The sequence below is a fragment of the Ohtaekwangia koreensis genome, assembly GCF_900167975.1.
Classification (GTDB): Bacteria; Bacteroidota; Bacteroidia; order Cytophagales; family Cyclobacteriaceae; genus Ohtaekwangia; species Ohtaekwangia koreensis.
Map to the genome: position 1 here is coordinate 10,581 of NZ_FUZU01000004.1, position 20,470 is coordinate 31,050.

Below are 20,470 nucleotides of genomic sequence, written 5' to 3' on the forward strand. Positions count from 1 at the left end.
AATTATTTTTTTGTTGGTATAAGAGTTCCGTTTGCAATCTCTCTGAGAAATCCCTGGGCAACAGCTTTCATTACTACAATTGCTAAATTCTCAGTCGAAAAATGCCCTTGCGCCAAACCACGGCTGTTCAACAAGGTGAATATATCTCTTCCTACTTGATTATTATATAGATCCATTTCCCTTCCTAGTGGATTTTCATTACGATGTAATTCATGAGCATCTCCTAACCTCTTTGCCAAATCCAAGCCTAAGTCACGAGAATTTAAAGCGCTAAAAAGTGCATGCCTAAATGCGTCTCCATTTCCCTGGAAAAGAGTACTCTCTGAGAATAATTCTTGAGCAAGTCCCTTAGCATAATTTCCATTTACAAGATAAGCGGTTTGTTGTCCTCTCGTCATGTTATCAAAAATCGACAATTCCTGTGCCGACATTCTTGATCTATAACCATCACCATCCTGCCCACCTTGCGGGGCAAAGTACAGCCTTTCGTAATATTTATAATAACGCTGTATGCCGGCTTCCTCATCCCACCATGTATCCTTACTAACATCTACCAACCTCTCACCATAGTAGTAGCCATTTTCATCTTTTGGATAGTTGGTTAAGGGCACTGAACCAAGCGAAATACCTCCAGCCCCTCCGAACCCGGCGAGCGCATATTGGTATTGAGCCTGTTGAAGATCTGTTCCGGACCATTGTCGCTGCCCAGAGGAGCTTCGTGGATTCATTAGCCTTCCATTCACGAAAATCATACCGCTTTCTACACCACCAGGCTCATCGATTATCGGTCGCGTATAAACTTCGTGATCGGGATCGTTGGGATCTGCACCAGCAGGATCATTCCAATAAACTGGATCATTGAAAGCGTAATTGAAAGGGGAAATATCTGAATATTTTTCTGCTAACGGATCAATCTGTAACATCCGCCCTAATGCGGGATCATAATTTCGAAATAGCATTTCATAGACTCCGGAGGTAACGTTTAGTTCAGATCCGGCATTGTACAAATAGTTATTCTTATTCGACTCGCGTGTCCAACTGTTGACTGTCTGGAGTCCAAATGGGTAGTACTCATTATACTGTAAAATATTACCAGGGGTATAGGTAAACGTTACATCATCAAAGTATCCTTCCACGTAAGTGCTACTTTCATTGGACAGATAGACAAAAGCATACCCGGCCTCTTTCACAGTGTATTCCCGCGACATATAATCGTGTGCTGCTTTAGGCGTTACTCCTGTCTGTGCTCCACCGTCAATCTGCTCAAATGCTATATCCAGAAGCTTGAAATTTTTGTCAAAAATCAGAATGTTTACAAATAGCTTAGGAAATGAATTTGATCCGACTCCACCACCGCCTGCGACAACACTACCATAAGCATTTAAACCTTGATATTTCAAAGCAGCTTCTCCTGTTGAAGCGGCAGTGACACCAAATGCCGATGTTAATGCTGCTGCAAATGCCGATAAATTACTATTGGTACTTTGAACATTATAGTACTTAGCGTACGCTTCAATCTTTACCTTATCACCGGGATACACGGTATAGCTCTTTGAAACTCCTATTTGAGAATTATTACCACCATTCAAAAGTTGAGAATATGTAGGTGTAGTACCAACACCTGTATGATTAAACAGGTCCCAACCACTTCGACTCCCTCCAGACGGATAGTTGTCCACCGAACTGTTTGAAGCGGCTTCAAAGTCAGCTGTTGCTGTTTGAGATGTAGCGGATGACGATGTAAACAAAACGCGCGTATTTCCTTGATGGTCGGCAATGGCATATTGATACTCTAAGGTAGTCCCATTCTTAACAACTCTTCCTTCTGGTGAACCGAAAAAGCTTAAATTATTATTATCGTAAACAAAGCTTCCAACATAATCAGTGCTCGACAGTAACGTCGTATTTTGAAATACTTTCGTATTTAACTTCGTACCAGAGGCATCATAGATATAAGTTATTTTTTTTCCATCGCTAAAACTGACTTCCGAAGCTTTACCTATATCATTATATATAGTTCCGGTAATACCTTTATTTGCATCTGACAGAATACTACCCGAGGTGTTATAGGTATATTCATTGGACGTATTTACAAGATTATTAAATCCGGCCTGTCCGGTAGTTCCGGTAACAGCATCCTCCACTTTATTTAGATAGTTACTAACACCACTTGTGGCATAGGTATAGGTAAGATTGTCAATGGCCTGCGGTGAAGAGGTAACGGTCAACCCTGACATCCCACGAAGGTTTCTGTTTCGCTGCAGCGTTTTGATATTTCCATTATAATCATAGGTCAAAGTCTCATTCAATGTATTCAACTCTTTATTCCAAGAAGTACCATAAGCCTGGAACGTTGCCGAAGTCAAACGGTTAGCTTTATCATATCTGAACTTATAGCTCCTTTGATCAGACTGCCCGGAGGTATAACCAACACTCTTCCACTTGATAGCCCCTATATTGCCGTTCCAATAAACCGTGTCACCAGTTTGATTATTTAACCCCGTTTCAACGGTATTGTATAAGAGTTCCAATCCAAAGTAATCGTCACCCTCATCATTTGACGAATTTGCTATCAATTGAGCATTGTTAATAGAACTAAGTGCTCCCTTAATAGTATATCTATAGTCAACACTTTGCAAAAAGTTTGAGCCGGTAGTGTTATGCAATTTTTTATCAACCAGTTCTCCTATTTCATTATACTCGTATTGAACGAGTAATTGATCAGCAGAACCGTTGTTGCTCTGGTATACTCGAAGTAGTCTTCCAGTATGATCATAGTTATATTTGTTTAACACTGTCGTTTGGTTCGTACCGCCGGCATTATGAAAAACCTTAGTGGTTTTAACGGAACCATCAAAGTTATACTCATAGCTCGACAGATTATCAGCGGTCAATGAAAGATGATTATTGCTTCTTACTTGTATAACTCGATTTTTAAAGTCGTAGAAAATATAATTGACAAGCCAAGAACTTGTCCCTACGATCAATGACTTGGCGCCCGTTATTTTTCCTCGCGCCTCAGCTTGCTGCCCTTCTTCTGCAAAACCTTGCGCTATATATGAATAATCATTTGTCCCATTGCTATCAAAATCGTAGTCATCATAATATTTAACAACAAGGGCTTCGGTATTTGCCGTGGGAAAACATTGGTTACTATATCCATGACTCGAGCCGGACTGCTTTTTTTCAAAATAAGGATCCGTTGTATTACTATATAGCACATCCAATACATTGGTTTGAATGGCTGCCCGGGTGGTATACGTTGTATTCGTGTAAAGACCTTCAAGGACAGACCTGCCCTTATTATCGTACTTTATGAAATACCACTTATTTGATGCTCTTACGTTGCCGTCTTGGATTAAAATCAATCGATCTAAAGGATCATAAGCATAATATATAGGAGCTGTACCAGGTACTTTCTTTTCTACTAACCTCCCTCTTTGATCATACACGTAACTATAGGAGTAGTTATCCAACAGAGCAGCGGAAATCGAGGTTAACGTCCCCAACTGTCTCACTCCTTCGGGTTGTAGTATATAGCGAAGACGGCCGACCTCATCATAGATAAACAAGGTTTTAAGCCATGTTGAAACCTTAGATTGAATTCTTTTTTCTACTATCTTGCCAAGCTTATCTACAAAACTCAACCCTTTATTTCCATTCTCATCCGTTACCTCAAAAACCTGCAGCGAAGCCGCAGCATAGTATCCAGTGCTGGTTGCATCAGCCTTCCATATTCTTACTTCGTTTGCTGTATTGACACGTTGAACTTCTTTTGAAGTATGTCCGCTGCCTGGCTGCCAGCCATTTCCAACTGAACCTTCCTCCTTGACAAGACCAATCGGAGACGCCTCAAGAACGCGAACGCCAAAAGGGTATATATCATCTGCTACTTTATCAGCTGCGTTATTATAAAAAGATTTCTGTGCATTTATAGCTTGCCAGCGATGCATCCAGCGACCGTCAGAAAAAGAGTTTACAAAGGGAAGATAAGTAGTATCTATTCTCCCGTAATGATCATAAGCAGGCAGGTTGTATAGGTCCTTTTGAGTCGGACTCCCTTGAATAGATACGTTGGCGATTGTTCTTCCCAGGCCATCCTGGTATCGTACCCCTGTCAATTTGCTGGACTGAGGCAGGCTAATTAGGCCAGTCTCATTTTTTATCCCTTTAACTCGAACTATCTCAATTTGATTAGCTTTAAATTGTGCTGTCACAACATCCGCCTGCTGGCTATGACATACACTTGGAATGCTGGTAATCATCAGCAGAAAAAAGATATACTGTAGTGCTTTCATTTTAATGCTGAGCTGTTATGGTTGTGAGCAGGATGTATTGCTGCGATAAACGATGATGTTTTTTACATTGGAGTATCCTACTCTGCCGCAAGATGAGGTAACTACGCAGCGAATATCATAAGATGCAATATTGTTAACCGACAGATTTGCATCCGATGCACCATAGTAGGCCCAGTCCACTGATCCGTTAGGACGCTTTTGCCATCGGTAAGTATAGGTTGCCCCGACAGGACAGCCTGCCATACTCTGAACCTTAAATATGGTCGATGAAATTCCCGTAGATGTTCCGCCGCAGGCTTCAGAAATAATAGGTGTACCGCTGCATAGATCAATCGTTGTACCGCCAAGTGCACAAATACTTACTGTTAGCGGTGACAACTTTACTTCGACATTTGATTGCTTGATTTCATAGCTACCATAACTTGAATGTGAAACTTTCAAGGTAACATCATAAAAGCCGGCAGAGGCAAATGTATAAGGCTGGTCATTGGATCCTGTAAAAAAAACACCAGAGGCTGAACCAGCAGGTTCAACTTTCCATTCAATCGAAGATACATCCAAGCATCCGGTTATAGCTTTTAAAATAGTAGCCTTGTTATCAAGTATTTCTGTTTCCAGAGCTATTGATGCATTACCAGTAACGCCACTCACTGTTGGTAACCAGTCTTTATATTGGTACGCGGCTACTATATCTAAATTTTTATCCTTACTATATTTAAGCCGGCCACTGGGGTCATAATTAAAAACCTGATAGTCGCCCCTCGTTGATGCCGTAGAAGTTATTCCATGTATAGATCCATTTGTAATGATACTCACCTCTGAGTCTATAGGATAAAATAACACATCATCCATAATGGACATAGCTCCACCTAGTGTTCCGGTAGGTCCCGAATAAGATACTTCTACAATTACCTCTGTGTTACTGATAGAACTAAGATCTACAGTACCTTGAATAAAACTGAACTCCTGGGTATTCTTATTTGTAACAGGAAAAGACGATGTCAGCAATTGCGTATTGGAAGTGTTTTTAATGGTGACCACGATGTTCTGAGTTCCTGTTGACAAGCCAGGCTTATACCATAGTGAAAGATTGTATTTACTTCCAGGACGTTTTATAAGATTTTTTCTCAAGTACCGGGTTGTACTATATACTTGCCCCAGCCCCTTTGAGTTATCTCTCCCGACAGCATTGAGTTGGTCAGATGAAAAGCTTCCTTGCAGTCCGAATTCATATCCTGTGAGGTTGTCAAAATTAGAACATATCACTTCGTGCGCTTCCGCCTGTTCAATCCGAGCGACGACATTTCCTGTCTGAGATTCGTATTGTATACTTTGCACCAGGCGACTACTGTTTTCACTCCTCATCATGTCACCCTTACTATTGTACTTATAATTTGCAATAGGCCTGTAAGCTACATTTCGCTGGAAAGACCTCGAGGTAGTTCCGGTAATGCTCGACATTGAGAAACCGCTGATACCAACTCCAGCGTCCAAGGAAAGTATTTTAGATGGTGTTATAATTGGACTACTAGTTGTCCCTATATTTTCAAATAAAGTCAGCGTACCACTAATAGTTTTTTCTGTTCCACCGGAAGGAATAGTGCTAACGGTCTGCTCGATTAATGTAGCGTTTCTATTTTTTTCAAGTAATGCGTCAATAGAAAGCACCTGACCATCGGTTGAAGTTCCGGCACCGCCTGCAGTAAAGTCCTTCGCATATTTGATTCGGGTTATATACTGTGTATTATCACTATTTGTAGAAGTAATGTTAACCGGCAGTATATGATTACTGGCGTAGGCAAAGTTTGTGGAGTTCTCAAGGTAAGAAGTTACCGTTACGCGATCTCGAACCCTGTCGAGAACCTGCTGGATGACTCTTGTCTTATCTGCATTTATTGTATAGGCTCCATACATAAAATAATAGCTACTACCATTGACTGGAATCAAATCAAAATCAAGGCCTTTTATAGCGGTACCGTTTATGCTCTTATCTACGTAGGTATACAGCGTTTCTTTTACAGGATTGCTTTGACCCTCCGCAAAATATTGGATCCGTTTAACTAACCCTTGTGCATAATCATAGGGGGTTGGCATAGCAAATGGGAATGTATAGTAGCTTGGCAAATTTACACCTGCAGGTGAACACGTGGCGCTTCTGGCAATATGTGAATAGGTCGAGTTCCAATCTCCTGAAGGTAAGGCACTCCATGTATTAGGAATCTCATATTCATAAACTGTACTCCCAGCGCCCTGCTGTTTTTCTCTGACTCGCTCATAAACTATAGAAGATTCAGTTGAACCTATATCTTCTGAAGTTCTGATGATTAATCTTCTCCATTGTTCAGCAGCAGACAATCCAGACAGAGATGTATAGTCAGAAACTACACCGCTTTGGGGATCTGCGTAACATGCAGATGCGAAGGAATATGAAGGAAGTCCCAGTATTTTTCCACTTGTTGTAGTGCCCGAAGCAGCTAAATATTCATACTCCTTTACGATATCATTTCGAAAGGATACGCCGTCATGTAATTGGATTTTCTTGATACGCAAGCCACCTCCAGTGATACTAGTATTGCTCACTGGTTCAAGAAACACATGGGACTCGTAGGTAAACGTTTTAACTGCGCCTCCAGGAAAATTTATGACTTTAAGCACCCCTATATCCGGCGTGGAATTCAGCGACCTGTCGGCTCCATCAATTATAATTTCGTCTGAAATTCCAGTTCTTTTATACAAGCTTATCCGAGAAGCATTGGAAGATGAAGGATAGACATAAACTTTTGGAAATTTGGACGTGTTACCTGGCATTGAATACCCCCAAATATCTTGTGAATTCGACCGGTAAGGACTCACAGCCACAATATTGCCGGATAGACCTTGATATGAAAATTTATAGGGTTGATGAGCCCTGCATGCGTCTTGCTCTGTGACACTTATCAGAAAGGGCCGAACAAATAAATTTTGATATTCTTGTGAATAAGATGCTTGGACATAGTCAAGTTGCCAAGATCGCTTTAACGTTGATATCGCGTTACGAATCTCATTGACGGAAACACTTGATAGAAGCTTATAGTCATTGGTATAGTCATTACTTTTATAATTAAATACGACTGACTCATCTAATGATGAAACACCAGTTAAAACTTTTTTAATGGTTTTCTCAGTTATAGTATATAATTTTTTGACTGCAAAACCTGTGGTGGTGTAGGCTGTTTGAATTTCGACATCATTGCTATAGGTAAACTCCGGTGTATCCGTATAGGTAAAGTCAATTGTTTCAGAAAATGGGCTTATAATTTGTGTGAGTTTCCATGAGGATGCATAGGTTAACTGAGTCTTGTACAAATTATAATCCTTAGCAAAGTATAGAGGATCACTGGTATTGGCATCTTTGTTTGCTCTACGGGTAGTCATTTCTCGTAAGGAAAAAATATACCGTGTTCCCGAGGCATCTATAATCTCAATTTGTGTAATTTCTTTAGACGTAGGCCGCGTAAGAATAACTTTAACATCTTGATAGGGAACACAATTAACATTGGAAACACCGCCTGTATTGTTAATTAGGAATGATCCCGACAAGCCTTGTGTTCTAAAGCGGAATATGTCAGGTTCAGTGTCTCGCTGATATTTAAGTGCGTCGATAAAATTATAAACCGTTGGCTCTGTTGTACAAGACATTGCCGTACCATCAGATGGATAAGCAAACCCCCCAATGGTTGAAGCGTTAGAATTGAAAAGCCATCCGGTTCTAGAGTCACCGGTAACGGAAAAGTCATCAGGAAGACCTTTTAAATCCCTATATATTTCTCCTCCTGCAATAAGATTCCAGTTTTGTCCGGCATTTGAGATTGGTTCGTCTATTCGTATGCCATCGGCATTGTAGGACAAAGCGATTAGATGTGATACTGTTCTATTATCAACGCTAGCAAGCGGAATGGTTATGGAGGGTTTACCGGTAAATGGGTCTACAGGAATTTCAAATTGAGCAATAGCATTATTAAATAGAATGCTTAGGCATAGCACGGCCAGCAACTTTACAGGTAACATAGGTTAGTCGTATAAATGCAAATTAAATTCTTGACTAAATAATAAACTATCCCCCCAGGGACGTGATTTGAAATACACAAAAATCCAAGAAATCGGATGTTATGTTTATACTGGTCAACCAATTTAGACCGGTACGGGTGGCTCAATGGTGAGCGGTATATACATTACTTTTTTCAAGTCGAATGCCGGAAGGGTTTGCGCAGCCCTGATATGCTAACTGTGGATTTATAGAAAAACTCCGAAAAAAATTTCCACATCCACGGCGGGCTTACAGTCGTGGGCTGAATCAAATAGGCTGACTGTTGATACTTAGAAGTTTAAATCCTAAATTTCGAAATGCCCATCCCACATCTCCTGCTTAAGGGGAAGGTGGGCTTTTTTTTGAACATGAACCAAAACCCTGAGCAAATCGCGCGTGACCAAATCGATCAGATGTTGATCGACTGTGGGTGGGTTGTTCAGCGAAAAACTAAGATCAATTTATCGGCCGGTTTAGGGGTAGCTGTAACGGAATATCAAACAGAAACGGGTCCGGTTGATTACCTTTTGTTCATCGACAAGAAACCTGTCGGTGTGATCGAAGCTAAAAAGGCAGAGGAGGGTGTTAGACTACTTCAGGTTGAAGATCAAACCAAACGATACGCAGACGGCAAGTTGAAGTATCTTAACAACGATCCTCTATTTTTCGGATACGAAAGCACAGGAGAAGTAACACGATTTACTGATTACCGCGATCCGAAGCCGCGATCGAGAACCTTATTCGACTTTCATAGACCGGAGACATTAGCAAAATGGCTTAGTGAAGAAAAAACACTGCGGGCCAGATTCTTTGATTTACCCGAACTTAATACGGACGACTTACGCGAGTGTCAGGTCAATGCCATTACTAAACTTGAGACCTCCTTTAAGGAAAATAGACCGAAAGCCCTTATCCAAATGGCAACGGGCTCGGGCAAGACTTTTACGGCCATCACGTTCATTTATCGCTTGCTAAAATTTGCCAAAGCGAAGCGCGTTCTTTTTCTGGTAGATACAAAAAATTTGGGAGAGCAAGCAGAACAGGAATTCATGGCTTATGTACCCAATGACGATAATCGGAAGTTCACAGAGCTTTACGGAGTTCAACGTCTGCGAAGGGGAACATTCTCGCCCGACAACCAGGTATATATATCAACCATTCAAAGGTTTTACTCCATCCTTAAAGATGAGGAGCTTGATGAAAGTGCGGAAGAAACAAATCCGAATGAATCACGCGCGTGGGAAAAACGCGAGCCTGTACCTGTAGTTTACAATCCAAAGATTCCCGTTGAGTTCTTTGATTTTGTTATAGTCGATGAATGCCATCGTAGTATATATAACTTATGGAAGCAAGTGCTGGACTACTTTGATAGTTTTCTCATCGGTCTAACCGCTACACCCGACAATCGTACCTTCGGATTCTTTAATCAAAATGTAGTGAGTGAGTACACGCATGAACAAGCTGTAACGGATGGAGTAAACGTGGGCTTCGATGTGTACCTGATCGAAACCGAAGTATCTAAAAAAGGTGGTGTCGTATGGAAAGGCGAATACGTAGATCATCGCGAGAAAGACACACGTAGAAAACGATGGGAGCAACTGGATGAAGATAAAGTTTATTCAAACAAGCAATTGGATAATGAGGTAGTAAATCCCAATCAAATACGATTGATCATTAAAACTTTTAAAGAACATCTGCCTCATATTTTTCAGGATCGTGTTGATGAGCACGGTGTATTTGAAATACCGAAGACACTCATTTTCGCCAAAACTGATTCACATGCAGATGACATTATTCAAATTGTGCGTGAGGAGTTTGCTGAGGAGAATAAGTTTTGTAAAAAAATCACTTACGGAACTACAAAGGATAAAAAAGATGACAAGGGCAATGTGGTTGAAAAAGGTGAAGACCCTAAAAGTACACTAGCTCAATTTCGAAACGATTATTATCCCCGTATTGCTGTAACGGTGGATATGATTGCCACGGGCACTGATGTGAAGCCTCTGGAGTGTTTGCTCTTTATGCGTGACGTAAAAAGCAGAAACTACTTTGAGCAGATGAAAGGCCGCGGCACGCGTACTATCGATCTTGATACTCTCCGTAAAGTGACCCCCACAGCCAAATTTACTAAAGACCATTTTGTGATTATCGATGCCATTGGTGTTACGAAAAGCTTAAAGACTGATAGTAGGCCGTTGGAGAAGAAACCCGGTGTACCACTTAAGGACTTATTAGGAGCTATTACTGTAGGGGCACGCGATGAAGAATTGTTTACTTCATTAGCCGGAAGACTTGCTCGGCTCGAAAAGCAAATCACAGAAAAGGAGAAGACCACGTTCCAGGAAAAAGCCGAAGGTAAAACTATTACGGAAGTAGTGAAGGGACTGCTTAATGCATTTAATCCCGATACTTTGGCTGATATACGCGCACAGGTGGAGCAACAATTTGCCGGTGAAGCGCCAAAGCTGAAAGACGAGAAATACGAACAGCGCGTAACGGCATTGCAAGACAAGGCAGCTGATGTGTTTAATGGCGATCTCAATGAATATATTGAGAATGTAAGAAGAGCTCATGCGCAGGTAATTGATCACATCAATCCGGATAAACTGGTAAACGTGGGTTGGGATAAAGACAATACGGAGAAAGCTCAAACGCTCATTAAAGATTTCACACAGTGGATTGAAACGCATAAAGATGAAATTACGGCTCTGCAAGTCTTTTACAGTCAACCTTACCGCAGACGACAGCTTACGTATACGATGATCAAGGATGTGTACGAGTTGTTGAAAGCAGAAAAACCGATGCTGGCACCCATGCATGTTTGGAGAGCCTATGAACAATTGGGACAAAGTAATGGATCGCCTAAGAATGAATTGATCGCACTAGTGTCTTTGATCAGAGCCGTAAGTGGAATTGACCAGAGCCTTACCGCTTTTGATAGAACTGTAGACAAGAACTTCCAGGAGTGGGTGTTTAAGAAACAAGCCGGTGCGCTCAAGTTTACTGAAGAGCAAATGCAATGGCTACGCATGATCAAAGATTACGTGGCTGCAAGCTTTCACATTACAACTGAAGATTTCGATCTAAGTCCTTTTAACGCAGCCGGTGGATTGGGTAAGTACTACCAGCTGTTCAGAGAGGACTATGAAAAAATATTGGATGAACTCAATGAATCGTTAGCAGCCTAATATGAATTTAGAAGAAAAGATTATCGAAGTTCTTACCGAGGGCAAGCCGTTAAAGGCGAAGGAAATTGTCTTGTTACTTGCGTCAAAATATGAAGTTCAAGTGGATACGACTGCGGTTAATTCAATACTTCATAGAAAGCTGCGCGATAAGGCTGAACAAAATAAAAACTATCAATGGTCGCTGAGGAAGAAGTCAAATGGTTCGACTGAGAGGCTAACTTCCAGCGCAAATAGCGAAACTCCTCTCTCCAAATTATCTTACTACTACCTCGAGTGCATTTCGAAAGATATGGATGCTGGTATTTCAGTCTTTGCATCAAGTCAATTTAGTCTCGAATACTCGCAAATAAATTCCTTCCCATCAGAACAAGGTCCAACGCAGCGAATACAAAATCATTTGCTCAATAAGGTGAAGCAAGACAAAAACAGCTTTGTATTTAAGTTGGGTTATCCCATGCTGATTAGAAGTTTCACTGCAAAGAATGGTAATTCTTATCTGATGGCCGAGCCACTCTTTATTTTTTCAGTGGATACAGAATATGCGTTGAAAGACGGGGTTGTCAGGTTGACGGATGATGACCCGGTACTAAACCCGAAAGCGCTGGAATCAATAACAGGAGTCAATTCAAGCGCAGAGCTGCTAAGTGAAATTGTTGAGCTCTATGAAGAGTTAGGTATCAATAACGATCCGGAAGATAAACCAAGCTTGGACGAAATGTTTCAGCGCCTTGAACAATTACAAAGCGATTGGAAATGGAATGACGCATTGGATATCGCAAAACTGAAGCAAGAAACGATAGCTTCGTTAACTAAGCCGGGTATATATAATGCTGCAGCTATATTTATTGGTGAAAAGTCAAAGTATACTGTAGGTCTCGAAAAGGACCTTAAGGACTTATCTAAAATTCCAGAAAGCAGTTATAATAATTCAGCTCTTGGAAGTTGGATTAATGATTCTGTTGGCGACTCTTCTATAAGCGATAAAGTGTTAATCGAACCCATTTCGCTCAATGAGGAACAGCGTGAAGCCATTCTGAAAGGATTGGCATCTCCACTTACTGTTGTGACGGGACCTCCGGGCACAGGGAAATCTCAAGTAGTCGCCAGTCTAATTGTAAATGCTGTTTACCAGGGACAAACCGTTTTGTTCTCTAGTAAGAACAACAAAGCCGTAGATGTTGTCAACGATCGCGTAAATGCCTTAACCAACAGGCAGGTAATGTTACGTCTTGGTTCCAAGTTTCAAGTTACATTGTCGGAATACCTTTCAGGATTACTTTCAGCACGTCCCTCAGGAGATGATGAATCGAGATACAAGGAGGCCAAGGAAATACACGACAGACTCCTTCAGCAAATTGAATCGATTAAGCAACAGCAAGAGCATGTTGTCAAACTGCGGAATGATGTTGATAGAATTGAAAGCAGTGTTGAGATCTACCGAGAAGAACTCGGTTCAGATTTCTTTGCCTCTTGCGAGTCATTGAAGTTAGACGAGCTAAACAATCTTGATCCGCTCATTCAAGGATCAAGAGTAAAATTAGATCAGGCAGATAAAACGAAACAGTCATTCTTTGTAAAACTTTTCTGGAAGTCCTTTAGCAAATCAAGGTTTACAAGACTGAAGGAGTATATGGATAGTATTGCTTTGCACGCTTCTTCATTAGGTGTTTCAAAGCCACTGGCACCCATTGATGACTTCACCATTCATGTCTACGAAAAATTCCTGTCTGATCTTTCTATTCGAAATAGTAAGGCAAAAGAGATAAAGAAATACTTTGTTAGTCTTGCTCAGCTCAATAGTGCACAAGATCTGTTTGCGCTGTCATTAAAAGAAAAGGAGGCAACTGATCAGGTCGTGTCAAACTCACTTGATCTTTGGAACTACTGGCTGCAACTTTTACCTAGCCGGATGACGCAAAACGATCGCAAAGTAATCGGTGACTATGTGGCTATATTAAACCTGATCATTGCTGCGCAGGAAAAGAATCAGCAGCCGGATCGAGGAATTTGGTCGAAGTATTATACTCTCCAACCTCAGCTGATGCATGTACTTTCTGCCTGGGCCGTTACATCGTTATCGGCAAGAGGCCGTGTGCCGCTGGAGCCGGGCTTCTTCGACCTGGTTATTATCGATGAAGCCAGTCAGTGTGATATCGCATCTGCGCTGCCTTTATTATACCGGGCAAAACGTGCCGTAATTATTGGTGACGACAAACAACTTACTCACATCAGCGCCATCAGTGAAACGCAGGATATTCACCTATTGGAGAAATACGGGCTTGATGGACAATACATGGGTTGGAGTTATGCGTCTACATCATTGTTCCGCCTGGCAGCATCCCGTTGCAAGTCTGAAAATATTATCGTGCTTCGCGATCATCACCGTTCGCATGCCGACATTATCAATTATTCAAACAAATCCTTTTACGAGAATACCCTTCGCGTTGCCACCAAGTATGAAAACTTAAAGTCCATTCCCAACGAACCCGTAGTGCGATGGCTCGATGTGAAAGGTAAATGCGTACGACCGGAGACAGGTAGTTCCTACAATGATCAGGAGGCTGAACAAGTGGTGAAAGAGTTAAGCAGGTTGGTAAGCAATGGATACAAGGGATCTATCGGTGTAGTTACACCTTTCCGTGCTCAGCACTTACGTATACAAGACAAGATCAACCAAAACAAAGACTTGGCCGATAGGCTGATGCTGAGAGATTTTCTTTGCGACACCGTGCATAAGTTTCAGGGTGATGAAAGAGATGTTATACTCTTCTCATCTGTGGTAAGCATAGGAGTTACAGAAGGTGCAGTAAGTTTCTTGAAAAGGACAGGCAATCTTTTTAACGTAGCCATTACCCGTGCCCGCGCGGCTTTGATTGTGGTTGGCGATAGCCAAGTGTGTTACCATTCTGGTATTTCGCATTACAAGGGCTTCGTTGAATACGTGAATCAACTGGAAAACAGAGAGCCACTCACCAATAAAAATCTTGTAACTGACAATGGCCCAAGATATCCGAAAGTAAATACAAGGGTGATGATTTCTGATTGGGAGAAGTACCTTTACGAAGCATTGTACAGGGCGGGCATACCTACTATACCACAGTATCAGGTGGGACAGTACTCGCTTGACCTTGCTATTATCGATGGCGACCGAAAACTGAACATTGAAGTAGATGGTGAAAAATATCATCGTAACTGGGATGGCGAGCTGATGAGACGCGACCAACTAAGAAACAAACGACTGATTGAGTTAGGTTGGAATGTGCAACGCTTTTGGGTTTACCAGGTGAGAGATAATATGAAACAGTGTATTGAAAAGATTAAGGAATGGAAAGGGTAATAGAAAAAATCAATGCAAGTGAATCAACGTTACCTCAAGGATGGAAATGGGTTAAGTTAGGAGAGGTATGCGACATTATTAATGGAAAGAATCAATCTGAAGTACTTGATCCAAACGGTAAGTATCCGATTTATGGAAGCAGTGGAATTTTTGGCTATGCAAATAAATACTTATGCAATGAAGGTACCACGGTTATTGGAAGAAAGGGGACTATTAACAGTCCGATTTATGTTTCGACAAAATTTTGGAATGTGGACACAGCCTTTGGTTTGAGTCCAAAAGGCACACTTATTGGAAAGTTTCTCTTTTACTTCTGTAAAGGATTTAATTTTCATGCATTGGATAAAAGCACAACCATACCAAGTCTAGCGAAACGAGATTTGCTATCAATTGATATGGTACTACCGCCTATCACCCAACAACGCGCTATCGTTTCCAAAATAGAGGAACTCCTCAGCGATCTCGACAAAGGCAAACAACAATTAGAACTCGCACAGCAGCAATTAAAAGTTTACCGCCAGGCTGTGTTCAACCTCGCAATAAAAGGAGAAGCAAATATTCCAATTGAAGACGTTATAGATTCATTGGATCAAGGTTGGAGTCCGAGATGTCATAATGAACCCTCTCCCAATGAAAATATTTGGGGGGTAATCAAAACCACAGCTGTTCAAGCAGGCTATTTCCTTGACGGTGAAAATAAAATGCTGCCAGGTAATCTTGAACCCCGAATGCAACATGAACTAAAAGTAGGAGATATTCTTATCACACGAGCAGGTCCAAGGGTAAGAGTAGGTGTGTGCTGTATGGTGAGGCAAACCCGCTCTAAGTTACTAAACTGTGATAAGGTTTATAGGATCAAAGTAAATCCAAAAGTTGTCATCCCTGAGTATCTCGAAATATTGCTTAATACTCCTAAGTATTCAAAGGAAATAGGGAAAATGAAAACGGGAATTAGCGACAGCGGTGTAAATCTAACTCAGAAAGGTTTTTTAAAAATATTGTTACCGGTTCCGATGATAAAAGAACAAAAGTCAATAGTTCTAGAAATCGAAAGCCGTCTGAGTGTATGTGATAAAGTAGAAGAAACTATAAACCAAAGCCTATCTCAGGCCGAAACCCTCCGGCAAAGCATTTTGAAGAAGGCGTTTGAGGGTAAGCTACTTACTGAAGTAGAAAGTGAAGACATTCGAGTACTTTCGAAATCAGTAGAAAAACTCACCATTGTAACTGAACCACTGATAAAAAACAACGTAGAGACTGATACACATTTTCTGAAAGTCATTGCCGGAATCAAAGATACTGACCTGCATGCAGGCATTCTTGCCATGGTGATCGATGCTCATGAAAAATCACCTGAACATCATCTTAAACTCAGTCATGTAAAGGGTGAAAAGATCGCGCATCTTGTGGAGGCCTATATTGGAATTGATCTTGGCCGAAATCCCAGAAAAGACGCAGCCGGGCCAGATGATTATCCGCACCTTAAAAAGGTAGAAAGTCGTGCTGCAAAGGCAGGCTGGTTTCGTACGGAGAGGCTTCATATCGGTCAAACGTATGTTTCAAAATCTGGTATGCCGAAGATCATCAAACGCGTTAAAGAAATGCTACCTACTGAAGACCTGAATAAAATTGAAAAACTAATTCAGACCTTTCTTCCATTCGAACTCGAACATGCGGAAGTCATTGCAACCGTATATGCCGGATGGAACAATCTTCTGCTCGATGGCAGAACTCCAACAGATGAAGAGATCGTTTACGAATCAAGAGAGAATTGGTCAAAAAGAAAATTGACTATTGAGCGAGAGAAATTCTTTAATGCATTACACTGGCTACGTAAGCATGAGATGGTGCCTGTTGGAGTAGGGAAAACTGTTTCTAAACCTAAGACATCAATCTAAGAACCATGTTCAGATTAAAAGACATTTTTTTTAAGAAGAACAAAGTATTCAAGACGTTCGGTGTTGGGTTCCAGGATCTATTTGATCAAAATAAGGCTGAGCCGAATCGACCATACTTCTCATTAATCATTGGGCCAAACGGTACTGGTAAAAGTTATCTTTTAAAATTTATTGTCGAAATATTTAGAATTGCTTACGCAAAAAAAAATGTTTTAAACTATTCAGGAGAGATAACCGGGAGGTACAAACTAGAGTACGAGATGAATGGTGCTCTTTATACTATATCCAATTTCATTGAAGTTGGTGGCACGGATCTAGAAGCAGTGGGCGGAAGCAATCCAGTGCATTTTTCTAAAGAGGTAAAGACGGAAGAAGGAATCGAAACAATACCAAACGAAATCGAATTTCCGGAAAGGATCATTGCTAATTCGTTGATGATAACTGATAAATTTCCTGTGCTTAAAGATGATATATTTCCCATTTACACATACCTGGGAATACGCAGAACATCGTCAGTTGCCGGAACAAGAACCTATGTGAGAAAAACTATCGAACTGTTGACTGAATCTATTGATGAGGAGACTTTCAGATCAAGTTTGATTGATCTTTTAGATTTCCTCGGATTGCAGCATTCACTTTATGTGAGTTACATCCCAAAATATAGGTCAAAGTTTTTTGCAGGAAATTTATCAGGAGAGTTTATTAATGAGTTTTTTGCAAATTTTACTCAATATACAAGGCGAGACGAAAATCGAAAACCTTGGGGCTATGATTACTTCCAGAAAATTAAGACAGATAGGGCGTTGCTAGATCGAATCGCTGCATTTTGCAATGAAAAGAGTTTAGAGCTAAAACCAATACATGAGAAGTCCAGAACACTCTATTTTGGATACGATGTGCTTTCACAACATACTTTGAAAGAAGACTATGAGATGATCAAGCACTTAACCAAACTTGATTTAGTTTCCTTTCCATCCATAACTCTCAGGAGGCAGGGCAATGAATATGAGCTTGAAGAAAGTAGTTCCGGTGAATATCATTTTTTCTCAACGATTGTGGGGCTTTTAGCATCAATAAAAGAAAACTCTTTGATTCTCATTGATGAACCAGAAGTGAGTTTGCATCCTAACTGGCAAATGAAGTATATGGAGTTTTTGAATCTGATCTTTGCCAAATTCTATTCCAGTCATTTTGTTATTACTACTCATTCGCATTTTTTGGTTTCGGGACTCAAATCTGAAAATTCTACAATCGTAGCGATGAGCCGTGAAAAGGATGAAATAATTCCAAGACAAATGCCGCAGGATACATTCGGATGGTCAGCAGAGGAAATATTGTACAATATTTTTAAAGTTAAAACTGTCAGAAACCATTTCATCGAAGCTGACTTAACAGATTTGCTTGGCTTAATCTCTGAGAATTCAAAAGACAAAAATCGTATTCAAGAAATACTCAATTCAATTCAATCGTTGAGTATCACATCAAATGATCCATTAAACGTTGTCATTGAAGAAGCAAATTCATATTTGAAAACGATATGATTTCTCAGATACCCGCTACTTTTCAACTCACTCAAGCACAGGAATTGCTACTACAGGCAATCTTCCCGTTTCAACCAGGAGCTTGGGACAGGAATGATGTTGAACCTATAAAACAAGAAATCCATGCTCAACTTTTGGCCATTCAAAATGGTAACTGCTGCTATTGTGGATTGAAAGTAAATGAAGGTGGTAGAGCGGAAATTGATCATATTGCAAAAAAAGGAGGGCCTAGACGCCCTGCATATACTGAATTCATATTTACTCCAAAAAATTTAGTCATTGCTTGTCAATATTGCAATAGCTCATCTAAGAAGGGGCAAGATGATGTGTTGGATCAGGTTGACTTGACGAATTATGATAATTGTACTTTCAAAATTGTTCATCCTTATAATGACGATCCAACGCACCACTATAGTTGGTCAACCGGAAGATTTAAAATCCTGATTTCTGCTGTAAGCAATAAAGGAAGATATTCTATTTCTTTATTCGAACTGGATTCGGAAGCACACACCTTTGCCCGTGCGAAGCAGGTTATGTTCGAAACCCGATTAGCAAGGTACAATAATAGGCAAGCGATAAAGCAACGCGTTCTGGATATATTAAAATTCAATTTTTAATAATGAGTAACAACAATTCAGCAATAGTTAGTAAAGTTTGGAGTTTCTGTAATACCCTCCGCGATGATGGTGTAGGCTACGGAGATTATCTAGAGCAGCTAACGTATTTGCTCTTTCTAAAAATGGCTGACGAATACACCAAGCCACCACACAATCGTGCTTTCTCTATTCCAAAGAAATACACATGGGGCAAGCTTGTTCCATTAAAAGGCGCTGAGTTAGAAACGCACTATTCGGAAACACTTCGAGAGCTTGGAAAAGAAAAAGGAATACTGGGACAGATATTTACCAAAAGTCAAAATAAAATCCAGGACCCCGCCAAGCTTAGCAAAATCGTAGCGATGATTGATAGTGAGCAATGGCTAATGATGGGTGTGAAAGACAAAGGCGATATCTACGAAGGTCTGCTAGAGAAAAACGCAGAAGATACAAAGAGTGGGGCTGGTCAATACTTCACCCCTCGTGCGTTGATCAAGGCTATGGTCGCTTGTATACGTCCCGAACCTATGAAGACCATTGCAGACCCTGCGTGCGGTACCGGTGGATTCTTTTTAGCAGCATACGATTTCATTGTTGAGCAGAACAAACTGGATAAAGCACAAAGTAAATTTTTAAAATACTCGACCTTCTTTGGTAATGAGATCGTAGCCAGTACCAGGCGGCTCGCGCTGATGAACTTATTCCTTCACGGCATCGGAGATATAGACTCTAATAGTTCTATTTCTGCAGAAGACGCATTACTCTCAGCACCAAAAACTACGTACGATTATGTCTTGGCCAATCCGCCCTTTGGTAAAAAGAGTAGCATGACCATCACCAATGAAGAAGGTGAAGAAGAAAAAGAGGACTTGGTTTACAACCGTCAGGATTTTGTGGTAACAACCAGCAACAAACAGCTCAATTTCCTGCAACACATTATCAGCATGCTTAAAACCGATGGTAAAGCTGCGGTCGTTTTGCCAGACAACGTTTTGTTTGAAGGTGGCGTTGGTGAAAAGGTTAGAAAATCACTACTTGAAAAAACAGAATTGCATACCATTCTTCGTCTGCCCACTGGAATATTTTATGCACATGGCGTAAAGGCCAACGTTTTGTTTTTCGATGGCAACCCCAATACTAAGAATGTAGGCACAAAAGATCTCTGGGTTTACGATTACCGAACCAACATTCATCACACGCTCAAAAAGAACGCACTGAAATTTGAAGACTTAGCTGACTTCATCAAATGCTATAACCCGACTAATCGAAAGAAGCGAAAAGAAACATGGAGTGAGAAAAACATTGACGGTCGTTGGCGAAAATTCAGCTACGATGAAATCATCGCTCGGGATAAAACTTCTTTAGACATCACCTGGCTAAAAGACAATTCCCTTGCCGATCTTGATAACCTTCCCGACCCGGATGTTTTGGCAAACGAGATAATTGAAAATTTGGAAGCCGGGTTGGAAAGTTTTAAAACTATTGTCGCAGCCCTAAACAGAAAGGTATAAATGATAAGCAAAAATTTTGACAAGGGTGGCAGCGT

8 protein-coding genes are annotated in these 20,470 nt (G+C 40.8%); 6 read left to right on the top strand and 2 right to left on the bottom strand.

Annotation, left to right across the window (positions count from 1 at the left end; all coding sequences use genetic code 11):
• Positions 1-2: 2 nt before the first annotated feature.
• Positions 3-4,298, bottom strand: a complete 4,296-nt coding sequence (locus B5Y40_RS23540; protein ID WP_079689333.1) for a DUF6443 domain-containing protein — start codon at positions 4,296-4,298, stop codon at positions 3-5.
• A 15-nt stretch (positions 4,299-4,313) separates the two neighbouring features.
• Entirely contained in the window at positions 4,314-8,345 is a 4,032-nt protein-coding gene (locus B5Y40_RS23545) for a hypothetical protein (protein WP_079689334.1), read from the bottom strand.
• 387 nt (positions 8,346-8,732) lie between these two features.
• Here B5Y40_RS23545 and B5Y40_RS23550 point away from each other — a divergent pair, with 387 nt between their 5' ends.
• The 6 genes from B5Y40_RS23550 to B5Y40_RS23575 are packed head-to-tail and all read left to right on the top strand — an operon-like array spanning position 8,733 to position 20,435.
• On the top strand, positions 8,733-11,552 hold the full coding sequence (locus B5Y40_RS23550; protein ID WP_079689335.1) for a type I restriction endonuclease subunit R: 2,820 nt from the start codon (positions 8,733-8,735) through the stop codon (positions 11,550-11,552).
• Between the two features lies 1 nt (position 11,553).
• Positions 11,554-14,889: an AAA domain-containing protein gene (locus B5Y40_RS23555; protein WP_079689336.1), complete on the top strand. Its 3,336-nt coding sequence runs from the start codon at positions 11,554-11,556 to the stop codon at positions 14,887-14,889.
• A complete protein-coding gene (locus B5Y40_RS23560; RefSeq protein ID WP_079689337.1) occupies positions 14,877-16,787 on the top strand; it encodes a restriction endonuclease subunit S in 1,911 nt (636 codons plus the stop codon). Before B5Y40_RS23555 ends, B5Y40_RS23560 begins: the two co-directional genes overlap by 13 nt.
• A gap of 5 nt (positions 16,788-16,792) precedes the next feature.
• Complete coding sequence (locus tag B5Y40_RS23565; RefSeq protein ID WP_079689338.1) at positions 16,793-18,328, top strand: AAA family ATPase; 1,536 nt, start codon at positions 16,793-16,795, stop codon at positions 18,326-18,328.
• On the top strand, positions 18,325-18,945 hold the full coding sequence (locus B5Y40_RS23570) for an HNH endonuclease family protein (protein WP_079689339.1): 621 nt from the start codon (positions 18,325-18,327) through the stop codon (positions 18,943-18,945). The genes B5Y40_RS23565 and B5Y40_RS23570 overlap by 4 nt, the downstream gene beginning before the upstream one ends.
• Before the next feature lie 2 nt (positions 18,946-18,947).
• Positions 18,948-20,435 carry a class I SAM-dependent DNA methyltransferase gene (locus tag B5Y40_RS23575; protein WP_079689340.1) on the top strand — a complete coding sequence of 496 codons (1,488 nt, stop codon included), beginning with the start codon at positions 18,948-18,950 and terminating at the stop codon, positions 20,433-20,435.
• Positions 20,436-20,470: the final 35 nt, after the last annotated feature.